Origin of the sequence: Parabacteroides sp. AF17-28, from assembly GCF_003479205.1 — a bacterium.
Taxonomy (GTDB): Bacteria; Bacteroidota; Bacteroidia; order Bacteroidales; family Tannerellaceae; genus Parabacteroides; species Parabacteroides acidifaciens.
This window is the reverse complement of record NZ_QUGV01000022.1, coordinates 1-20783: the sequence shown is the minus strand read 5'-3', so window position 1 is coordinate 20783 and position 20783 is coordinate 1. Positions and strand designations below refer to the sequence as shown.

The 20783-nt window shown below is 48.7% G+C and carries 18 protein-coding genes, 1 tRNA gene and 1 pseudogene; 13 read left to right on the top strand and 7 right to left on the bottom strand.

Annotated features, from left to right (window positions below; genetic code table 11):
* Positions 1–152: 152 nt before the first annotated feature.
* Genes pyrB through DWW90_RS15060 form a run of 4 tightly spaced genes read left to right on the top strand, consistent with a single transcriptional unit; the run spans position 153 to position 2895 of the window.
* Entirely contained in the window at positions 153–1073 is a 921-nt protein-coding gene (gene pyrB / locus DWW90_RS15075; protein ID WP_115498729.1) for an aspartate carbamoyltransferase, read from the top strand.
* 54 nt (positions 1074–1127) lie between these two features.
* Complete coding sequence (pyrI, locus tag DWW90_RS15070; protein ID WP_115498730.1) at positions 1128–1592, top strand: aspartate carbamoyltransferase regulatory subunit; 465 nt, start codon at positions 1128–1130, stop codon at positions 1590–1592.
* Positions 1593–1597: 5 nt separating this feature from the next.
* Complete coding sequence (locus DWW90_RS15065; protein ID WP_115498731.1) at positions 1598–2164, top strand: flavin reductase family protein; 567 nt, start codon at positions 1598–1600, stop codon at positions 2162–2164.
* A 2-nt stretch (positions 2165–2166) separates the two neighbouring features.
* A complete protein-coding gene (locus tag DWW90_RS15060; protein WP_115498732.1) occupies positions 2167–2895 on the top strand; it encodes a porin family protein in 729 nt (242 codons plus the stop codon).
* Positions 2896–2975: 80 nt separating this feature from the next.
* On the opposite strand, the gene DWW90_RS15055 is transcribed toward DWW90_RS15060, so the two are convergent.
* Positions 2976–3049, bottom strand: a tRNA-Asp gene (locus tag DWW90_RS15055).
* 135 nt (positions 3050–3184) lie between these two features.
* On the opposite strand from DWW90_RS15055, the gene DWW90_RS15050 reads away from it, so the two are divergent.
* Together DWW90_RS15050 and DWW90_RS15045 are read left to right on the top strand one after the other, a co-directional pair.
* Positions 3185–4498 carry a pyridoxal phosphate-dependent aminotransferase gene (locus tag DWW90_RS15050; protein WP_122332377.1) on the top strand — a complete coding sequence of 438 codons (1314 nt, stop codon included), beginning with the start codon at positions 3185–3187 and terminating at the stop codon, positions 4496–4498.
* Between the two features lie 126 nt (positions 4499–4624).
* Positions 4625–5221, top strand: a complete 597-nt coding sequence (locus DWW90_RS15045) for a YqgE/AlgH family protein (RefSeq protein ID WP_115498734.1) — start codon at positions 4625–4627, stop codon at positions 5219–5221.
* A gap of 22 nt (positions 5222–5243) precedes the next feature.
* Here the strand turns inward: DWW90_RS15045 and DWW90_RS15040 are convergent, their stop codons facing one another.
* From DWW90_RS15040 to recR, 3 genes are read right to left on the bottom strand one after another with little or no spacing between them, the layout of a single operon-like run.
* The gene (locus tag DWW90_RS15040) at positions 5244–5768 is read right to left on the bottom strand and encodes a GNAT family N-acetyltransferase (RefSeq protein ID WP_122345553.1); all 525 of its coding nucleotides are present in this window, start codon (positions 5766–5768) and stop codon (positions 5244–5246) included.
* Positions 5768–6922, bottom strand: a complete 1155-nt coding sequence (locus tag DWW90_RS15035; protein WP_122345552.1) for a glycosyltransferase family 2 protein — start codon at positions 6920–6922, stop codon at positions 5768–5770. The genes DWW90_RS15040 and DWW90_RS15035 overlap by 1 nt, the downstream gene beginning before the upstream one ends.
* A complete protein-coding gene (recR, locus tag DWW90_RS15030) occupies positions 6919–7542 on the bottom strand; it encodes a recombination mediator RecR (protein WP_115498737.1) in 624 nt (207 codons plus the stop codon). Before recR ends, DWW90_RS15035 begins: the two co-directional genes overlap by 4 nt.
* A gap of 322 nt (positions 7543–7864) precedes the next feature.
* Here recR and DWW90_RS15025 point away from each other — a divergent pair, with 322 nt between their 5' ends.
* The 6 genes from DWW90_RS15025 (at position 7865) to DWW90_RS15000 (ending at position 14495) form a co-directional block, all read left to right on the top strand.
* Positions 7865–9859, top strand: a complete 1995-nt coding sequence (locus tag DWW90_RS15025; RefSeq protein WP_122345551.1) for an OPT family oligopeptide transporter — start codon at positions 7865–7867, stop codon at positions 9857–9859.
* Between the two features lie 94 nt (positions 9860–9953).
* Positions 9954–11267: a SpoIID/LytB domain-containing protein gene (locus tag DWW90_RS15020; RefSeq protein WP_122345550.1), complete on the top strand. Its 1314-nt coding sequence runs from the start codon at positions 9954–9956 to the stop codon at positions 11265–11267.
* Positions 11268–11542: 275 nt separating this feature from the next.
* On the top strand, positions 11543–13009 hold the full coding sequence (locus DWW90_RS15015) for a sodium:solute symporter (protein WP_122345549.1): 1467 nt from the start codon (positions 11543–11545) through the stop codon (positions 13007–13009).
* Between the two features lie 23 nt (positions 13010–13032).
* On the top strand, positions 13033–13629 hold the full coding sequence (gene yihA, locus DWW90_RS15010; RefSeq protein WP_115498741.1) for a ribosome biogenesis GTP-binding protein YihA/YsxC: 597 nt from the start codon (positions 13033–13035) through the stop codon (positions 13627–13629).
* Between the two features lie 255 nt (positions 13630–13884).
* The gene (locus DWW90_RS15005) at positions 13885–14187 is read left to right on the top strand and encodes a hypothetical protein (RefSeq protein WP_122332373.1); all 303 of its coding nucleotides are present in this window, start codon (positions 13885–13887) and stop codon (positions 14185–14187) included.
* Complete coding sequence (locus DWW90_RS15000) at positions 14175–14495, top strand: type II toxin-antitoxin system RelE/ParE family toxin (RefSeq protein WP_115498743.1); 321 nt, start codon at positions 14175–14177, stop codon at positions 14493–14495. Before DWW90_RS15005 ends, DWW90_RS15000 begins: the two co-directional genes overlap by 13 nt.
* Positions 14496–14542: 47 nt before the next feature.
* Here the strand turns inward: DWW90_RS15000 and DWW90_RS14995 are convergent, their stop codons facing one another.
* Entirely contained in the window at positions 14543–16846 is a 2304-nt protein-coding gene (locus DWW90_RS14995) for a TonB-dependent receptor (RefSeq protein ID WP_122345548.1), read from the bottom strand.
* A gap of 105 nt (positions 16847–16951) precedes the next feature.
* Complete coding sequence (locus DWW90_RS14990) at positions 16952–17305, bottom strand: hypothetical protein (protein WP_122345547.1); 354 nt, start codon at positions 17303–17305, stop codon at positions 16952–16954.
* A 189-nt stretch (positions 17306–17494) separates the two neighbouring features.
* Here DWW90_RS14990 and DWW90_RS14985 point away from each other — a divergent pair, with 189 nt between their 5' ends.
* Positions 17495–19780, top strand: coding sequence for an NADP-dependent malic enzyme (locus tag DWW90_RS14985; protein ID WP_122345546.1), 2286 nt, complete (start codon positions 17495–17497; stop codon positions 19778–19780).
* A 93-nt stretch (positions 19781–19873) separates the two neighbouring features.
* Here DWW90_RS14985 and DWW90_RS14980 read toward each other — a convergent pair.
* Positions 19874–20041: pseudogene (locus DWW90_RS14980) on the bottom strand (transcriptional regulator); the annotation flags it as partial.
* Between the last annotated feature and the right edge of the window lie 742 nt (positions 20042–20783).

Genomic DNA, 20783 nt, shown 5'->3' with positions numbered 1-20783 from the left:
GAGTGTTCTTTTTTACGGAATAAATGGCAAATATTCGCATATTTACAGCAAAAAGCCTCAAACAGGAAATACGGAGAAAAATAACAGAAGCCATGACATTGTCTATGCATTTTTTTATACTTTTGTACGCATAAGACAGAATATACACAACAATGAAAAGTAAAAGTTTAGTTTCTATCGATCAATGTACCAAAGAGGACATTCTTCGTATTCTGGATAACGCCAGGAAGTTTGAAGCGAATCCGAACCGTAAAGTGCTGGAAGGCAAAGTGGCAGCGACCTTGTTCTTCGAGCCCTCCACCCGTACCCGTCTCAGTTTTGAGACTGCCGTGAACCGGTTGGGCGGACGTGTGGTCGGTTTCTCCGATGCATCCACGACCAGTTCTTCCAAAGGCGAAACACTGAAAGATACCATCCTGATGGTAAGCAACTATGTCGACCTGATCATTATGCGCCATCACCTGGAAGGCGCTGCCCGCTATGCTTCGGAGGTAACAAATATTCCTATCATCAATGCCGGAGACGGTGCAAACCAACATCCCTCACAAACCATGCTGGATTTGTATTCCATCCAAAAGACACAAGGCAAGCTGACCGACCTGACCATCACGATGGTGGGCGACCTGAAATACGGACGTACCGTCCACTCGCTGATCGTAGGGATGTCCCATTTCAATCCGACATTCAACTTTATCGCTCCGAACGAACTCCGCATGCCGGACGAACAAAAGAATTTCTGCGATAAACACGGCATCAAATACAACGAATATACCGAATTTACGGAAGAGATCATCAACCAAACGGATATTCTGTACATGACCCGCGTACAACGCGAACGCTTCACCGACCTTGAAGAATACGAACGCGTGAAGAATGTGTATATCCTGAAGAACGACATGCTGAAAAACAGCCGCGAAAACCTGCGCATCCTGCATCCGCTGCCTCGTGTAAACGAGATTGCTTATGATGTGGACGACAATCCCAAGGCTTACTACATCCAGCAGGCACGCAACGGATTGTTTGCCCGCCAGGCTATCATCTGTGAAGTATTGGGAATCCCTGTTGAAGAATAAGAACCCAGTTCATTAATTTTCAATTTTCAATTATCCATTTTCAATTATAAAGCTATGTCAGCAGAAAAGAAAAAAGAATTACAGGTCGCCGCTTTAGAAAACGGTACGGCCATCGATCATATCCCCCCCAGCCAGTTGTTTAAAGTAGCTAAATTGCTAGGACTGGAAAACATGGACAATACAATCACAATCGGCAACAACTTCCACAGCAACAAAATGGGATGTAAAGGTGTAATCAAGATCTCCGACAAGTTCTTCTGCGATGCGGAAATCAACCGGATCGCCCTGATCGCCCCGAATGTGATCCTGAACATTATCCGCGATTATGAAGTTGTAGAGAAGAAGACGGTTACTTTGCCGGACGAACTGGTTGGTCTGGTTAAATGTAACAATCCGAAATGCATCACCAATAATGAACCGATGCCGACCCGCTTCGATGTGATCGACAAGGAAAAAGGCACGATCAGATGTCATTATTGCGAGCGTAAGATCAATAAAGAAGATATTATCATCAAATAATTTGTATGAAACACGACTGGAAGCCCGGCACGATGATCTACCCTTTACCAGCGGTAATGGTAAGTTGTGGCTCAGAGCCTTCAGAATATAATATCATAACCGTCGCGTGGGTCGGTACTATCTGTACCAATCCGCCGATGTGTTATATCTCCGTACGTCCGGAACGTCACTCCTATCCGATCCTGAAAAAGAATATGGAGTTTGTCATCAACCTGACAACCCGGGAACTGGCTTATGCAACCGATTGGTGCGGTGTCAACTCCGGCAGGGACCACGCTAAGTTTGAAGAGATGAAACTGACACCCGGCAAAGCCTCGGTTGTCAATGCCCCGATCATAGAAGAATGTCCGCTCTGTATCGAATGCCGGGTGAAAGAGGTTATGGCGTTGGGAAGCCACGATATGTTTATCGCCGATGTGGTAAACGTACAGGCCGACGACAAATATTTAGATCCGGAGACAGGGGCTTTCGATATGCAACGCGCCGATCTGTTGGCATATTCCCATGGCAAGTATTATGGATTGGGCGACTTTGTCGGTAAGTTCGGCTGGTCGGTCAAAAAGAAAAAATAAAGATGAAGAAGATTTACCTGCTATTGCTGATACTTCCACTCTGCTTTCCGGTAAATGCCCAGAAGTTTATCTCCATAAAAGACAAGACATTCAACTGGGGAGGAAAAGTCGGAATGAACGCAGCCCTTCCTATTGTCAACTCCCTGACAATCGACGATGTGGAGATGGAAGACATACGTCTGCAATATAAGGTAGGTTACCAAGCTTCGGTATTCGCACGTGTGAATATCGATCGTTTTTACATACAGCCGAGCCTTACCTGGCAATATTCGGAAGGCGATATCCGCTTCAACATTCCACAGGAAGACAACTTTCCGCTTGACGGACCACTCGCCCCAAACCCTGTAAGCAAAAACAGGATCACCTATAAGGCTGCCACACTGGAATTACCGGTAATGGTCGGCTATTACCTGGTCAAAGAAGGCCCTTATGCGTTAAGCATGATGTTCGGCCCTAATATCAAATACAACTATAAGAATCGCTACAGTACGAGCCTGACAGACATGCCCCGTGAGTTTGTAGACAACAGTACGCCTTTCGGTATCAGCCTTGCCGCCGGATTAGGAGTCAGCATCTGGCGTCTCTTTTTTGACTTCAGCTATGAATTCGGCTTGAACGAAGTTGCTTCCGACTTCCACGAAATCAACAATAACGCCTCCAACAAGGAAGGAGCGCTCAGCATCGACAAGCGAACGAATATAATGAGTTTCTCACTCGGCTTCCTGTTCTGAAAAGATATCATATTCCCATAATAAAAAAGCCCTGTAATTATTAATTACAGAGCTTTTCTTTATTTTGCTTTCTTCGAAAGCGGTCCGGACGGGACTCGAACCCGCGACCCCATGCGTGACAGGCATGTATTCTAACCAGCTGAACTACCGAACCAAAGTTTAGTGCGATCTCTCTTGATTGCGGTGCAAAGGTAGATATTATTTTGAATCTTGCAATAGTTTCATGACAAATATTTACTTCGGAAGGATTATTTTCCTACTTTTGCCCTTCATATAAATAATAATAATCATGAAGAATACTCCTGTAGATTATCAGACTGCCAGACGAATAATCGATGGCTACGGACTTCCCGACTTCGGGAAAGCTACAATACGTGAGGTTGTTGCGATATCCACACAACTCGAACAAGAGACAAAAACAGAATTTATCCACATGGAAATGGGTGTTCCCGGCCTCAAAGCCGCCCAAGTGGGCGTCGATGCCGAGATCAAAGCACTCCAAGACGGCGTTGCATCCATCTATCCGAATATCAACGGGACGCCGGAAGTAAAAGCCGAAGCCTCCCGCTTCATCAAAGCGTTTATCGACATCGACGTCGCACCGGAAGGATGCGTGCCCGTGACCGGCTCCATGCAGGGAACATATGCTTCATTCCTGGTCAGCGGACAATGCACGCCGGGAAAAGACACGATCCTGTTCATCGACCCGGGTTTCCCTGTGCAGAAACAGCAGATCGTGGTGATGGGTTATAAATATGAATCGTTCGACGTTTACGAATACCGCGGAGAAAAGCTGCGTGAAGTACTGGAACAGTATCTTTCCAAAGGAAACATAGCCGCCATGATCTACTCCAATCCCAACAATCCCGCCTGGTTCTGCCTGAAAGAAGAAGAACTGAAGATTATCGGAGAGATGGCGAATAAATACGACACGATTGTAATCGAAGACCTCGCCTACTTCGCCATGGACTTCCGCAAGCCACTCGGAAAACCGTTTGAGGCGCCTTATCAGGCAACAGTCGCACGCTACACGGACAATTACATCCTGCAAATCTCCGGTTCCAAAGCCTTCAGCTATGCCGGCCAGCGCATCGGTGTAACAGCAATCTCCGACAAACTCTATCACCGCGCCTATCCGGGACTGACACAACGTTACGGCGGAGGCACATTCGGAACGGTGTACATCCACCGCGTGCTCTATGCCATGTCGTCCGGAACAAGCCATTCGGCACAATTTGCACTGGCAGCCATGTTCAAGGCTGCAGCGGACGGAACGTTCGACTTCATTTCGGAAGTGAAAGAATACGGACGCCGGGCGGAAAAGCTCAAGAAGATATTTACAGACTACGGCTTCCGGATCGTGTACGACCACGACTTGGACGAGCCGATTGCCGACGGGTTCTACTTCACGATCTCCTATCCGGGCATGACCGGAGGCGAATTGATGGAAGAACTCATTTACTACGGAGTAAGCGCCATCTCATTGAGCACGACGGGAAGTAACCAGGAAGGTTTGCGCGCCTGCACCTCTTTTATCAAACCGCATCAGTATGCACTCCTCGAAGAGCGCCTGAAGCTCTTCAAAGAGAATCACACGGCATAATTAACACGAATCGGGCTTCTGTTTAATATACATTAACACGGAAGCCCGGTTTTTCATTTGTTTCTTTAACCCAAAAGCTATATATTGTCGCAGTTTTATTATTAACCAGCAAGTTAAAGTCCCGCTATGGCAATGTATAACAACATATTTAAAATAACACATAATGATGTGCTCCCGGCTCAGGGAAGCATACTGATATCAGAACCTTTCCTGCAAGACGCCTATTTCCAACGTTCCGTTGTATTGCTGGTGGAACATGCACCGGAAGGCTCGATGGGACTCGTCCTGAATAAAAAGACCGAACTATTGGTCAACACATTCTTTGAGGACTTGAAGAAGTATCCGGATATGCCGATCTACTTAGGCGGTCCGGTCAGTGCAAACCGCCTGTTCTTTATCCATTCATTGGGAGATATGATTATTCCGAACTCGGTCAAGATCAACGAGCATCTCTACTTCGACGGAGACTTCAATGCGCTGTTGCGCTACATTCAGAACGGGCATCCGATCGATGGGAAAGTGAAATTCTTCCTGGGCTATTCCGGCTGGCAGGAAGGACAGTTGACGAATGAAATCTCTAAAAACTCATGGGTTGTGAGCCATGCCTCCAACCGGAACGTATTGCTTGCCGAGGGCGAAGATTTCTGGAAGCGTTCGCTCGAATCGCTCGGCAGCCAATATGAAACCTGGACCAAGTATCCGAAAGATCCTTATCTGAACTGATCCCCGCCCCTCATTTACACGCTTATTTATTGATACGTTGCATAACCAGTACGTCCGAATAGCCGTCTTCCGTAGCTATCCAGTCTGTCAGTATGCCTGTCACGGTGAAGCCGCAACGGGTAAACAACGTTTTGCTGGCTTCATTGCCAACCGGAATATGCACGTATAGCTGACGCAGTTTAAGGAAAGAGAAAGCATAGCGGATCAACAGGCCGAGCGCCTCCGTTGCCAGGCCGTTCTTCTGATAAACAGGATCGATCAGGATGCCGACTCCGGCACGCCGGTGATGCGGCTCGAAATCGTACAGGTCCAACATCCCGACAGTTGCTCCGGTCGGACGGTAGTCGATCATCAGGCGCAACTGTTTCAGGTCGAACAGATCCCGGTGGGATTCGGCAATATATTCTTTAAGCAGATAGCGCGAATAAGGCGCCAACGTATTTCCCAATCCCCACCATTCGGGTTTATTCTCCCAATGATAAAGCAGTTCCAGGTCTTCCGGTTCCGGAGCGCGAAGGCTTATAGTTTCGTTCGACAACAATTCCATCAGATCAACTTTTTACTTTCCTTATTATATATATGGTAAGAGATCTTCTTATCCACCATCTTGTCCATCAGCAGAAGCATCTGCTCGAAGCGCGCATCGGGATAGCAGAAAGCTAAATCGGTAAAACGCTTCATTTGGTTGCGGCGGCAGATGGCATCCATCACACGCTCTTCGTCCAAGTCCCAGAGATTGACATACTCCAACTCCGGCATCCGCTTGACGCAGGCGGCTTTCACCTCCTCGAACATCTCTTCGCGGCAGAGGATCAGCAGGCGGCGATGGCGCGAGCGCGGTTTCCGCTTCAGCCCCAACAGGCCGACGAGCGCGGACAGCGAACCTTTCAACAGGACAGCCAGCCGGATCAGCAAGCCCATCAGCCAGCCGGAATGCGGATAATATTTCCGGTAGAAGATCAGCATCGCGCCGTAGAACGCTTTCACATACTTGACGTCGCCATGTTTCGTGCTCTCGCCCTTATAATGGAGGATGCGTTCGGGGATGTAATAGTTCTTATAGCCTCCCTGCACAATCCGGTACGACAGGTCTATATCTTCGCCATACATAAAGAACGACTCGTCCAGCAGCCCCACCTTGTCGAGCGCCTCGCGCCGGAGGAACATAAACGCACCGGCCAAGACTTCCACCTTATGCTGCTTCTCCTCGCTCAGATACGGAAGGCTGTAACGGGCAAACACGCGGGAACGGGGAAACAGTTTAGACAACCCGAACAGCTTGCAGAAAGAGACCCAGGGCGACGGAAAACTCCGCTTGCTCTCAGGCAGGAACGCTCCGTGCCCGTCCAGCATCTTCACGCCTATCCCACCCGCTTCCGGATGCTCATCCATAAAGAAGCAGAGGGAACGCAGGCTCTCCTCTCCGATCACGGTGTCGGGATTCAGCAGGAGGACATACTCGCCGCTGCTCGTCCGGATCGCCTGGTTATTGGCTTTTGCAAAACCGGGATTATCGGAGTTCTCGATAAAGGTCACTTCCGGAAAGCGCGGGCGGAGGTATTCGAGGGAACCGTCCGTCGAATGGTTGTCGACCACCAGCACTTCCGCCTCCATGCCCCGGACGGCGGCGCGAACCGAACAGAGGCATTGCTCGAGGAAATACTTTACATTATAGTTGACTATGACTATTGATAGCTTCATATCTTTATGGAATCATTAAAACTTGTGCGGTTCACGATGGAACGGCCCAGGGTTATTTCGTCGGCATACTCGATCTCGTCGCCAATAGAAACGCCGCGGGCAATGACGGAAATCTTTACATCGTATGGCGACAGCTTGCGATAGATGAAGAAGTTGGTCGTGTCGCCCTCCATCGTCGTACTGAGCGCCAGAACCACTTCGCCCACTTCGCCGTCCGCCACACGCTGCACAAGGCTGTCGATCTGCAGGTCGCCCGGTCCGATCCCGTCCATCGGCGAGATGATGCCGCCCAGGACGTGGTAGACGCCCCGGAACTGTCCGGTGTTCTCGATCGCCATTACCTCTTTGATGTTCTCGACTACGCAAACCGTCGAACGGTCGCGTTGCGGGTCGGCACAGATGGAACAGATGTCCTCATCGCATATGTTATGGCATACCTTGCAGTATTTCACATCCCGCCGAAGCGCCACCAAAGCGGCGGCAAAGCCTTCCGTATATCCGGCATCCCGGCGGAGCATGTACAAAGCCAGACGGAGCGCAGTCTTCCGCCCTACGCCCGGCAAGGACGACAACTCGTTCACTGCATTTTCCAATAAGACAGATGGATATTTCTGATTCATTCCTTTTATCTTCTTTCTGCGCAAAGATAAGCAAAATCTTCCTTATGCATTAACTCTTTCCATGTATTCCCTTAGTTGTCCGCTTGGCGGCGGACGATCGTTCGCCGGCCGCCGGACGATCGTTCACCACCAAGCGGACGATCGTTCACCGCCAAGCGAACGTTTTATATGTAGTTAGGAAAGAGTTAACGGATCGTAGACAAAACTCTACTTCACCGCAGTCTTTCCTCTTGCTTCTTATTGAGAAATAGTGTAGATTTGCGTGATTAATCAGTAAGCGATAAGTGTATTCAAATTAAATCTAACTAAATAAGTAAACACCGTGAAGAAGGAAGACGAAGAAAAGGTGGGCGGGCTACCGGAAAATGCCTATAGAGAATTGAAAGAAGGTGAGGTCTACGAACCCATCATGTCGCCCGACAAACAATATCGGGAAGTAACACCCTGGTCCGTATTCTGGGGACTGGTCATGGCCGTCATATTCAGTGCGGCAGCAGCTTTCCTGGGGCTGAAGGTCGGACAGGTATTCGAGGCAGCCATTCCGATTGCGATCATTGCTGTCGGACTGTCGAGCGGCTTTAAACGGAAGAACGCACTGGGCGAGAATGTCATTATCCAGTCTATCGGGGCGAACAGCGGGGTGATCGTGGCTGGTGCTATCTTTACGCTTCCCGCGCTTTATATCCTGCAAGACAAATATCCGGAGATTACGATCAACTTCTTCGAAGTGTTTATGAGCTCGCTGTTGGGCGGAATCCTCGGCATCCTGCTGTTGATCCCGTTCCGGAAGTATTTCGTTTCGACGATGCACGGCAAGTATCCGTTCCCGGAAGCCACTGCAACCACGCAAGTCCTGGTGTCCGGCGAAAAGGGAGGCAACCAGGCTAAACCGCTTATCTATGCCGGTTTGATCGGCGGGCTGTATGACTTTATCGTCTCGACGTTCGGTTGGTGGAGCGAAACTGTCAGCACGCGTATCGTCGGTTTCGGCGAAATGTTGGCCGATAAGATAAAGGTTGTGTTTAAGGTAAACACAGGTGCGGCCGTTTTAGGGCTTGGATATATCATCGGGCTGAAGTATTCGGCTATTATCTGTGCCGGCTCGTTCCTCGTCTGGTTAGTGATTATTCCGCTGATGTCCGCGTTCTTTGGCGCCGAAGTGCTGACGTTCGGCAACGACGCCATCACAGCGACAGTGGGAAGCATGAGTGCGGAACAGATCTTTACGACCTATGCGCGCCACATCGGTATCGGCGGCATTGCGACGGCAGGCGTGATCGGTATTATCAATTCATGGGGAATCATCAAGGGCGCAGTCGGCCTGGCAGCCAAAGAGCTGAAAGGAAAGACGGGCGCTGTGCAGACGGAAGAGCTCCGGACACAGAAGGACTTGTCGATGAAAGTAATCGCTATCGGCATCTTTGTGGCGTTGATCGCAACGTATCTGTTCTTCCATTTCGGCGTATTGGATAACTGGTATTACGCGCTGATCGGACTGCTGATTGTCGGTATCATCGCATTCCTCTTCACAACTGTTGCAGCCAACGCGATTGCAATCGTAGGGACAAACCCGGTATCGGGCATGACGCTGATGACGCTGATCCTGTCGTCCATCATCCTGGTAGCTGTCGGACTGAAAGGGACAGCCGGTATGGTTTCGGCACTGATTATCGGAGGCGTGGTTTGTACGGCACTGTCGATGGCCGGCGGTTTCATCACCGACCTGAAGATCGGTTACTGGTTAGGCAGCACACCCGCCAAGCAGGAAAGCTGGAAATTCCTCGGGACGTTGGTTTCGGCAGCCACTGTAGGCGGCGTCATCCTGGTCCTGAACCAGTCATACGGTTTCACGAGCGGACAGTTGGCCGCTCCGCAAGCCAACGCCATGGCGGCCGTGATCGAACCGCTGATGAGCGGGTCGGGCGCTCCCTGGCTTTTATATGCCATCGGTGCCGTACTGGCAATTATCCTGAACATCTGCAAGATTCCGGCACTGGCCTTTTCGTTAGGTATGTTTATCCCGCTGGAACTGAACACGCCGCTATTGATCGGAGGCGCTATCAGTTGGTACGTGGGCAGCCGCAGCAAAGACCAGGCATTGAACAATGCACGCCTTGAAAAAGGGACATTGCTGGCCTCCGGTTTCATTGCCGGTGGAGCTTTGATGGGTGTAGTGAGTGCTACAATGCGTTTCGGCGGTATAAATCTTGTGAATGAAGAGTGGATGGAAAGCAACTTTGCAGGGGTGATAGCTGTTGTAATGTATATCATGTTAATGTCCTATCTGGCGATAAGTTCATTAAAAGCTAAGAAATAATATGCAAATGTGCCAATGTGACGTTGCACTAAATGTGCCAATCACAATCTTTCATTGGCACATTGGCACATTTACACATTGAATAATTATTAATATGGAAGCACCTGTAGTGAATGTCGGCATCATGCGTGAGAAGGCCGTCTCGTTTGTATTTCATGGGGAGTATGTGCATACGGAAACCGGTCAGTTCCTGACCGGAGAACAACGTGTATTGTTTGTAGGCGGAAACATTGTCTTCAACGGCAAGCTATACAAAGAACTTTTCTTCGAGCCCGCCTCCCCCGCCTCGTCCTTCGAACTGAAGGCAGTCACTATAGGTCATAATTTCCACTGGCAACGGCAGGAAGACCAGTGCTTCAAGGGAGCCTTTAACCTCGTCACCTGCAAGGACAGCATCGTCGTCATCAACCAGATAGACGTGGAAGAGTACCTGACAAGCGTAATCTCTTCGGAGATGAGCGCAGAAGCCTCGAAAGAGCTGTTGAAAGCGCATGCCGTCATCTCGCGCAGCTGGCTCCTTGCACAGGTAGAAAAGAACTTCCGCCTGGCGGGAAAAGAGGAAAAGCAGCAGAGCTACTACCGCGACAACGAGCAATTGATACGCTGGTACGACCGCGAAGACCACGATATATTCGATGTCTGTGCCGACGACCATTGCCAGCGTTACCAGGGTATTACGCGTGCCTCCACCCCGATCGTACAGAAAGTCGTCCATGAGACGCGCGGCGAAATACTGACGGATGGCGAAATGATCTGCGACGCCCGCTTCTCAAAATGTTGCGGAGGCGTCACCGAGCAGTTCGAGCATTGCTGGGAACCGGTTCCCCACTCCTACTTGGCTGCCCTGCGCGACAGCCGCGAAACAACCTTCCCGGACCTCACAAAGGAAGAAGAGGCGGAGAAATGGATACGTTCCGCACCCGAAGCATTCTGCAATACATCCGACAAGGAAATCCTCAGCCAGGTATTGAACAACTACGATCAGGAAACAACAGACTTCTACCGCTGGAAAGTATCTTATACGCAAAAAGAACTGGCCGAACTGGTGCATCGCAAGAGCGGCATCGACTTCGGACAGATACTGGACCTCATCCCGGTTAGCCGCGGTACTTCCGGACGCATCGACCTGCTGAAGATTGTCGGAACGCACCGTAGCTTTACGATCGGCAAGGAACTGGAAATACGCCGCACACTGTCGGAAACGCATCTCTACAGTTCGGCTTTCGTCGTGGACAAGGAAGATATCCGGCTCGATATTCCCGGCCGGTTCGTCCTGACCGGCGCAGGTTGGGGACATGGCGTAGGGCTTTGCCAGATCGGGGCTGCCATGATGAGCGCCCAGGGATATGATTACCGGCAGATTCTCTCGCATTACTTCCCCGGAGCGTCCATTGAGAAAAGGTATTAATCAAAAAGGCTGCGTATCCGAAGATCGCAGCCTTTTCTTTATTGTGTTTACCTATTTGTCTCCGGTCTTGTAAACCGGTCGCCTTAACTCTCCCGAGCTCCAGCTGATACAAAGGAACAAGAAATTAATCACATACGCAAAACAAATTAGATAAAAAGCTAAAATTTCCCTGCGAAATCGACTATTCTACCGACGAAAAGGCATTCCGCAACCCGAACTGCAAATAGTGCGTAACGAATAATTAATGTATCTTTGCCGTAAATTTCTAACAAGCAATGAACAGCTACATCATCCTCTTTATCATAGCCGCCTATTTCGGCATCCTCCTGCTGATAGCCTGGATCACGGGACGGAAGAGCACCAGCAACGAAGCTTTTTTCCTCGGTAACCGCAAATCGCCTTGGTATATCGTGTCGATCGGGATGGTCGGAACGTCGCTTTCGGGCGTTACCTTCGTGTCTGTTCCGGGGATGGTGCGCAGCATAGACATGACGTATATGCAGACTGTCCTGGGGTTCTTCTTCGGATATATCCTGATTGCCAAAGTGCTGTTGCCGCTTTACTATAAATTACAACTGACCACCATTTACTCGTATCTGGACGACCGGATCGGGCGGCACAGTTATAAGACTGGAGCTTCCTTTTTCCTACTTTCCAAGATCGTAGGCGCGGCGGCACGGCTTTACCTGGTCGTGCTGATCCTGCAACATTACGTATTCAGCACCTGGAACATACCGTTTGCCGTCACTGTCGTGATCAGTATTTTCCTGGTATGGCTGTACACCTACCGGAGCGGCATCAAGACGATCATCTGGACGGACACATTGCAGGCATTATGCCTGGTCGCGATGCTGATCGTGATTATCTGGCAGGTCAAAGACAAGATGCAGCTGGATTTCGGCGGTATGGTGCAAACCTTGCAGGCAAGTCCGCATTTCCGCATCTTCGAGTTCGACGACTGGCACAGCACGCAGCATTTCGTAAAACAATTCTTCAGCGGTATCTTTATCACGATCGTCATGACGGGACTCGACCAGGATATGATGCAAAAGAACCTCTCCTGCAAAAGCCTGAAAGATGCGCAGAAGAATATGTACACCTACGGCTTCGCTTTCACGCCGGTCAATTTCCTGTTCCTTTCGCTCGGCGTCCTGCTGGTGGCGCTTGCATCCCAGCAGCATATCGAACTGCCCGCGATGAACGATGATATCCTCCCGATGTTTTGCACGTCCGGGATATTGGGACACTCGATCCTGATCTTTTTTACGATCGGTATCATCGCAGCTGCATTCAGCAGTGCCGACTCCGCCCTGACAGCGCTTACCACCTCTTTCTGTATCGATATTTTAGGGGTAGATAAGGAACAGGCACAGACAGCCAAGCGTACCCGTCTGGCGGTTCATTTGATGATCTCTGCCTTATTTGCAATAATTATTCTTATCTTTAAGGCCGTAAACAGCCGGAGCGTGATCGATGCGATCTATATGATTGCCTCCTACACCTACGGCCCTTTACTGGGATTATTCGTTTTTGGATTGTTCACGAAGCTGCAGCCGCGTGATAAGTTCGTTCCTTACATATGTATCCTTTCACCGTTGCTCTGTTTTGCTACGGACTATTTAGTGAAGCAATATACAGGATATGTATTCGGGTATGAAATGCTGATGCTAAACGGTGGCCTGACCTTCTTAGGACTATGGTTAAGCTCCCTGAACACAAAAAGGATTCCCACTATTTTATAATTCGTAATTCATAATTCACAAACATGGAAATCAAAAGCGCAGAATTTGTTATCAGTAACACAGACGTGAAGAAATGTCCCGCAGGCAATCTGCCGGAATATGCTTTTATCGGGCGAAGTAATGTTGGCAAATCCTCCCTCATCAATATGCTGACCGGAAAGAAAGGGCTTGCCATGACCTCGCAGAAACCGGGTAAGACAATGCTTATCAATCATTTTCTTATCAACGGACAATGGTATCTGGTCGACCTTCCCGGTTACGGCTTTGCCCAACGGGGAAAAGAAGGACGGGATAATATCCAGCGGATCATCGAAGATTATATCCTGGAACGGGAACAGCTGACGAATCTTTTTGTCCTGATCGACAGCCGCCACGAACCGCAGAAGATAGACCTGGAATTCATGGAATGGTTGGGCGAGAACGGTATTCCATTCTCCCTTATCTTCACAAAGATCGACAAGATCAGTAAAAGTCGCCTGCAGGAAAACCTGAAAGCTTATCAGACAAAACTGCTGGAATCATGGGAAGAACTCCCTCCCATCCTTCTCTCCTCTTCAGAGAAGAAAGAAGGACGGGATGAAATCCTGAATTATATTGAAGAGATCAACAAGAGTTTATGAAACTTACAACACTCAATAACAACTTGGGGTGACAAGAGGTACGGGTGGTATGGAAATCGCCAACAACTTTACCGAAGCCGGCACAATCTATCCGGCTTCGAGAGGGCAGCACCCCGCCGAGTACAGTTGACCAGCCACCGTACTACTGTTTTACATCTTAATAACTGATCCGCATTAATTTACAATGAAATAATTTCTTTCCTGCCGGAAAAGAGCTACATTTGTAAACGTTATACAACCAAAATAAGTAAAGATATGAATACAATGAATTTACAAGGAGAACAGCTCGAACTGTTCAACCAGATTGCCAGGCTTGACAATGAAAGTTTTGTTAAGGTGAAGAAATACGTCAAAAGAATTATCCACAATCGCCATCATGTGAAAGAGGAAAGAGCTATTCTCGATGACATAGATATCGTCACTGATGAAGAAATCGAAAATGCAATGAAACCATTAACTCATGAAGAAAAAGTTAGACGGCTCATTGAAGCTGAGAACGATCCGGTTTATTACACCCATGAAGAAGTGAAAAAAGCAGCTTTAGAATGGCTCAAATGAAAATACACTGGAAACGTAAAGCCTTAACAAAATATAAAAGCATCATACTCTGGTATAAAAAGAAGATGGGAACATCAGCTGCAGGAAAATTTATGCAGGGTATCAATGATGTTGTTGCTGTTTTAGAACAGAATCCTTATATGGGAAAAGAGGAACCAGAACTTAAGGCATACAAAAAGAACTACCGTTCCTTTGTTGAGCACCGCAATCACAAGATTATCTATTATGTAGAAAAAGACACAGTCTACATTGCCGATATTTGGCCTAACAGCCAAAATCCAGAAAACATGAACGAGCGATTGAAATAAAAGACAAAAGTCCGATAAAGGTTTTACACTTTACCGGACTTTTGTCTTTAGTAACTGATCTTGCACCCAACAAAGTAGCTCCTTGGAGTTCCCGGTCCATAAATATATTTGGAGTCGCGATCCTTTCCCTGGTCGAAATCGTTCTGATATGCTTCGAAGATATTCTGAATACCGGCATTCAGCTGTAACGTCACCGACTTATACAAGGGGAAATCATAGGAAACCTTCATATTCAAATCGAAGAAATCGGAAGTTTTCTCTTCCCGATCCTCCGGAATGTAGCCGGCGAGGTGTTGCACTAACATACTGCCCGTATAGGTTCCGGTCAAGGAAACGGCCAGGCGTTTTACCGGAGTAAAAGTAGATGTGAAATAACCATACACATCCGGCGTACGGAACATCTTCTTCTGAGCCGGAAGATCCGGATTCGTCTCGCTCCAGGTCAAAGCTTCTTTGTAACGGCTGCGCTGGATCGTTGCCCCGGCTTGAAACTGCATCCAGGAGTAGGCCATCTTTCCCTCCAGGTTAAGTCCCATCACACGTGCGCCATCCTTATTGCGGCGCTCTAATATCAGATTGCCCTTGTCATCGTGTCCCTTTTCCTGCAGGAAGAACACATCGTTCAAATCGGTATAGAAACCTTCTACCAAGAAATTCAGCTGGACAGCGCCGAAACGATGATAGAAATCAGCCGAGGCACTGATACTTTTCGACTTCTCCTCTTTCAGGTCATCGGCAAGCTGAATAATCGCCACCTCGCCGCCGACAGCCGCCACATGCAAGTCTTCGTCAAACGCCTGCGGAGCACGGAAACCGCTGGAATAGGATAGACGCAAATTAATGTCTTGCGTCGGATTGAAGCGGATATTTGCCCGGGGACTGAAGATCAGATGATCGATCAGGTTATGCTTGTCGAAACGGCCGCCGACCAGGAAACTCCATTTCTCATTCTTCCATTCGTTCTGCAGGAACAGGCTACCGATATGGACCGTCTGATCCACAACGCGGTTATACCCTAACATCTCATCCTTCAGTTCATCGAAGTTATATTCCAGTCCTCCGGTAAACTCGGCCGGCATGAACAGGCACTTATCCGCAGAATAAGAATATTGAGAACCGCCGACAAACGTCATATCCGTCGTATGCCCGTATGCATCTAAATTTTGGTTCGTACCGTAATAGCTCTTACGGTTCGTATGCTGTGCGGAAGTGTATATATTCAGACGGTGCTTGTAGTCTTTGGAGAAAAGATCGAACTTCAGGCCGCCGCCGTTGATGCTGTGATCAGTCTGTTCCGCCACCCAGGCTTCGTGGGGCGGCCGGCCGATCTGGTCGCCACCGCGACGGTATTCGCTGATGTTATGATATTCGAATCCCAATTTGGAATAAGTACTTGTCTTCAGATAGGAACGGAAACCAACCGTACGCGCCTCCAACTGGCCAAGTTCGGAAAAGCCGTCTCCGTCGTGGTCATAAGCCGAACGATGGCGGCTCTGGCCGAAGATATAAATCCCCGCCTTATGATCGTCCGTCACAAGGGAAGCATTCAACGTCGTGTTGTTATCCGGCCGGTCTCCCCCGATCATCGTCAGCGAGTGGGCGATCTGGGCCGAGTTGCGCAAAGGTTCTTTCGTGATGATATTGATCGTCCCGGCAATAGCCGAAGAGCCGAAAAGGGCCGAACCGCCTCCACGCATGATCTCGACACGTTCGATCATGTTGGCCGGAATCTGCTCAAGCCCGTAGACCCCGGTCAATGCGCTGAAGATCGGACGGCTATCCACCAATATCTGCGTATAGGGTCCTTCCAGACCGTTGATACGCACCTGCTGGAAACCACAGTTCTGGCAGTTGTTTTCCACGCGCACACCCGGCTGGAAGTTCAGGCCGTCGGCTAACGAAGTCGAATGCGTCGTCTCGAACGTCTTTGCGTCCAACACGTTCACAAGCGACGGAGCCATGCGGCGTGTCGTCTCATTCCGGTTTGCGGAAACGACCACTCCGTCGAGCGACATTGCCTCCTCTTCCGCTTCAAAATCTACTTCCAGCGTCTTGCCCTTTTTCAGTGTCACAGGCTTCTCGACCGTTTTATACCCCATCGTCTTCATAACGATGGTGAATTTGCCTTCCGGCAGGTTCTTCAGATAATAATGGCCTGTCGCATCAGTCGAAGTCCCGATGGTCGTTCCTTTCAGAAAGATTGTAATAAAAGAAAGATGTTCGCCGGTTTTCTTGTCTAATACATGACCGACAATATTTGCGTCCGACGGATTCAAAGCCGGATCGCCCTCTGCCCGCATTACTGTAAAGAGACAGCACAGGCATAACGTAAGCGTAATAAATTTATTCATTTCGTTCGTTTTTAATAAAATAGAGATTTAGGCATGAAAAATCTCTTCCACCGACAAAACACATTCAGATTGTCAAATGGAAATACAGAATAACCCAATATTTTATTAAACGACAGGAGGTGCGCGAAGCGACAGTTTCCCCAGGACAGGGATCAAATGATCCGGATAGACCGGACGTTCGGTTATCTTATAAATCGGTATAGCATAGAAATGTAGCTGTAACGGATGGACAGCCCCGTCCTCCACATTGACAGTCGTCAGCAAGTGAAACAACTGGATTTCCGACAGGGATGAGTGGTGATGACAAGTGCCATCGGCGGCCTTCTTAAACGGATGCGCGTGAACAATCGTCGTCCCATGCTCGATATGGACGTGCATAAACAAAGAAATACTACTGTAATACCCGATGAAGAGTATCGGCAGCAGCCATTTCATATATTTTACAATTGTCTGTTTCACATTCTATTCCCTGTTCAATTGAGATTGCAAAGATAAAGCGAATCCTTGACATCTGCAATATCATATTTTCATAAAAGAGAGGAAAGAGCGGCAACTAAATGTAAGCTATCAATACCATTATCATAATAATTTGTTACTTTTGTGCTCGATTTTCAAAAGACACATAACAATATAAAAACTATAAAGTCTATGGCTAAGATTACTAAAGAAGAAGCTCTCCGCTATCATGCGGAAGGCAAGCCGGGAAAGATTGAAGTCGTTCCCACCAAACCCTATAGTACGCAGACAGACTTGTCGCTGGCTTATTCGCCCGGCGTAGCAGAACCCTGTCTGGAGATTGAAAAGAATCCGCTGGATGCCTATAAATATACATCTAAAGGAAACTTAGTTGCCGTAATTTCAAACGGAACAGCCGTATTGGGATTAGGTGATATAGGCCCATTGGCAGGCAAACCGGTTATGGAAGGAAAAGGACTGTTGTTCAAGATATTCGCCGGCATCGACGTGTTCGACATCGAAGTCAACGAGAAAGACCCGGACAAATTCATCGAAACGGTAAAAGCCATCGCTCCTACCTTCGGAGGTATCAACCTGGAAGACATCAAAGCTCCGGAATGTTTCAAGATCGAAACACGCCTGAAAGAGGAACTGGATATTCCGGTGATGCATGACGACCAGCACGGAACGGCAATCATATCCGGTGCCGGCCTGATCAATGCACTGGAAATTGCAGGTAAGAAAATCGAAGATGTAAAGATCGTCGTGAACGGAGCCGGAGCCGCATCCATCTCTTGCACGAAACTGTACATCATGCTGGGAGCCAAGAAGGAAAATATTATCATGTGTGACAGTAAAGGCGTTATCTCTACACACCGTACGGACCTGAACGAATCGAAGAAATTCTTTGCCACCGACCGCAATATCAAGACACTGCAGGAAGCAGTCGTCGGTTGCGACGTGTTCCTCGGCCTGTCCGTAGCCAACGTCCTGACACAAGATATGGTCCGTTCCATGAACGAAAACCCGATTGTCTTTGCACTGGCAAACCCGAACCCGGAAATCTCTTATGCAGACGCAATGGCTTCACGCGACGATATCATCTTTGCGACAGGCCGCTCGGACTATCCGAACCAGATTAACAATGTATTAGGTTTCCCCTATATCTTCCGCGGTGCATTGGACACACACGCCAAGGCGATCAACGAAGAAATGAAGTTAGCTGCCGTTTACGCAATCGCCGAGCTGGCCAAAGAACCGGTCCCCGACGTTGTGAACGCCGCCTACAAGCTGAAACGGACGACTTTCGGACGTGATTACATCCTGCCTAAAGCGCTCGACCCGCGCTTGCTGACACGTGTTTCCTGTGCAGTTGCCAAAGCGGCTATCGAATCGGGTGTTTCCCGCAAGACGATCACCGACTGGGACGGCTATGCCAACCATCTGCGCGAAATGATGGGATATGACAACAAACTGCTCCGCCGCTTCACCGATATGGCAAAAGCCAATCCGAAACGTGTGGTATTCGCCGAAGCTAACCATGTCAATATGCTGAAAGCCGCTGCCGAAGCCAAGGCCGAAGGTATCTGTATTCCGATCCTGCTGGGTAACGAAGAACGCCTGGCCAAGATTGCCGCAGAAGAAAGCATCAGCCTGGAAGGCATCGAAATCGTCAACCTGCGCCACGATCGCGAAACGGAACGCCGCCACCGCTACGCCAAGATCCTGTCGGAAAAGAAGGCCCGCGAAGGCGTCACCTATGCCGAGGCCTGTGAAAAGATGGTCGACCGTAATGCATTCGGTATGATGATGGTTGCGACAGGCGACGCCGACGCATTCGTAACGGGTGTCTACAGCCGCTATTCCGAAGTAACCAAGATGGCGGAACAGATCATTGGTATCCGTCCGTCATACACGCATTTCGGCGCACTGAACATCCTGACTTGCAAGAAAGGTACATTCTTCATTGCCGACACGCTGATCAATCGCCACCCGTCGACGGAAGTATTGATCGACATCGCCCGTCTGACCGAAGACGCAGTGAAGTTCTTCGCCCATGAGCCTGTTATGGCTATGCTGTCATACTCGAACTTCGGTTCCGACAAGCAGGGCAGCCCGCTGAAGGTTCACGATGCGATCAACTATCTGCACAAGAACTATCCGGAGATGATGGTAGACGGTGAAATGCAGGTTAACTTCGCCCTTGACAAGAAACTGCGCGACGAAATGTATCCGTTCAACAAGCTGAAAGGCCAGGATGTCAACACGCTGATATTCCCGAACCTGAGTTCAGCCAACAGTGCCTACAAGCTGCTGGATACGTTAGGCATCACCGAAACGATCGGTCCGATCCAGATGGGATTGAACAAACCGATCCACTTCACCGACGTAGAAAGCTCCACGCGCGACATCCTGAATCTGACGACTGTTGCCGTCGTAGACGCAATCGTACAGGAACAGATTGAGAAAGGCGAATAAACGTTCAGTATGCCAAAATAAAAGTGCCCTCAAAAGCTGCTGTATAACTTTTGAGGGCACTTTCTTTATTCTTTACTAACGCGCAACAGTTGCTCAGAAACCTAATATTACCGCAGGAGGAATATTCAGAACTTTGCATATCATACGCGCTATTTTTAAGGTCGGTTCAGACCGTCCATTCAAATAATCGCTAACACGGGAAGGACTCACACCAATTTCCTTTGCAAAATCCTTTTTAGACATCCCCTTATCTTCTAATGAGGCGGTTCGCGAACCGCCCCTATGAAGTCTGTTTGGTTCACTTCTGGCAAGTTTTGAACCCCTGCAAATCTGATGAATATTACAATAACCCCCATTTCGGACGTTTTTCTATTTCGTCCGAAATTCTGATCGATTTTAGATTGACTCTTTTCACGGTTTAAACTCCCCTTCCTGACAATAGGAAAAACGAGGTACGCAGCCCGTTCCGAAAAGCGTGCAATTTGATTGCCGAAAGACGGAAACGCCGACAATGTGATAAAGCTTACTCCCGGAGAATCGATTATTTGAAAATAAAACGGACGGCGTCCCAAATATCGCAAGGAAATTAAGGGGCTTTTTTGCCATGAAAACGGTCCTCTTTACAATTACGACCGTCCTAATCGCCATTACGACCGTCCTAATCTTCGCGAGCTGCCGAGTGCACTACACATTAGCACGGTCGTGGTGCCAAAGAGGACGGTCATAATTGCGGAAAACGCTCAAAAAAGGCGATAAAGTCCCTTTTTGAGGCAAAAAAAGCGGATTAACATTTGTTTGGTTTCGGCCGTCTTTTGGAACTAAAAAATCCGTTTTATACAATAAGCCCCCCCGGATAGTTGAGAGTTAAGAGTTGAAAGTTGAAAGTTGAATGTTATAAGGAATCGCATTTAAGAAATTGTGAACCTGTAAATGATGATTTAGTGACGTTCTCTTAGGGCTGTAAGCCCGGCAGATCTCAGCCCAAGGCGTGAGCCTTGGGTTA

Excerpts from the sequence above, each read along its gene's own strand:
- pyrI (WP_115498730.1), top strand. The coding sequence starts at position 1,128 with ATGTCAGCAGAAAAGAAAAAAGAATTACAGGTCGCCGCTTTAGAAAAC.
- recR (WP_115498737.1), bottom strand. The coding sequence starts at position 7,542 with ATGAATCAGAAATATCCATCTGTCTTATTGGAAAATGCAGTGAACGAG.
- DWW90_RS14985 (WP_122345546.1), top strand. The coding sequence starts at position 17,495 with ATGGCTAAGATTACTAAAGAAGAAGCTCTCCGCTATCATGCGGAAGGC.
- DWW90_RS14995 (WP_122345548.1), bottom strand. The coding sequence starts at position 16,846 with ATGAATAAATTTATTACGCTTACGTTATGCCTGTGCTGTCTCTTTACA.
- DWW90_RS15035 (WP_122345552.1), bottom strand. The coding sequence starts at position 6,922 with ATGAAGCTATCAATAGTCATAGTCAACTATAATGTAAAGTATTTCCTC.
- DWW90_RS15020 (WP_122345550.1), top strand. The coding sequence starts at position 9,954 with ATGGAAGCACCTGTAGTGAATGTCGGCATCATGCGTGAGAAGGCCGTC.
- pyrB (WP_115498729.1), top strand. The coding sequence starts at position 153 with ATGAAAAGTAAAAGTTTAGTTTCTATCGATCAATGTACCAAAGAGGAC.
- DWW90_RS15005 (WP_122332373.1), top strand. The coding sequence starts at position 13,885 with ATGAATACAATGAATTTACAAGGAGAACAGCTCGAACTGTTCAACCAG.
- DWW90_RS15040 (WP_122345553.1), bottom strand. The coding sequence starts at position 5,768 with ATGGAATTGTTGTCGAACGAAACTATAAGCCTTCGCGCTCCGGAACCG.
- DWW90_RS15050 (WP_122332377.1), top strand. The coding sequence starts at position 3,185 with ATGAAGAATACTCCTGTAGATTATCAGACTGCCAGACGAATAATCGAT.
- DWW90_RS15060 (WP_115498732.1), top strand. The coding sequence starts at position 2,167 with ATGAAGAAGATTTACCTGCTATTGCTGATACTTCCACTCTGCTTTCCG.
- DWW90_RS15000 (WP_115498743.1), top strand. The coding sequence starts at position 14,175 with ATGGCTCAAATGAAAATACACTGGAAACGTAAAGCCTTAACAAAATAT.
- DWW90_RS15015 (WP_122345549.1), top strand. The coding sequence starts at position 11,543 with ATGAACAGCTACATCATCCTCTTTATCATAGCCGCCTATTTCGGCATC.
- DWW90_RS15065 (WP_115498731.1), top strand. The coding sequence starts at position 1,598 with ATGAAACACGACTGGAAGCCCGGCACGATGATCTACCCTTTACCAGCG.
- DWW90_RS15045 (WP_115498734.1), top strand. The coding sequence starts at position 4,625 with ATGGCAATGTATAACAACATATTTAAAATAACACATAATGATGTGCTC.
- yihA (WP_115498741.1), top strand. The coding sequence starts at position 13,033 with ATGGAAATCAAAAGCGCAGAATTTGTTATCAGTAACACAGACGTGAAG.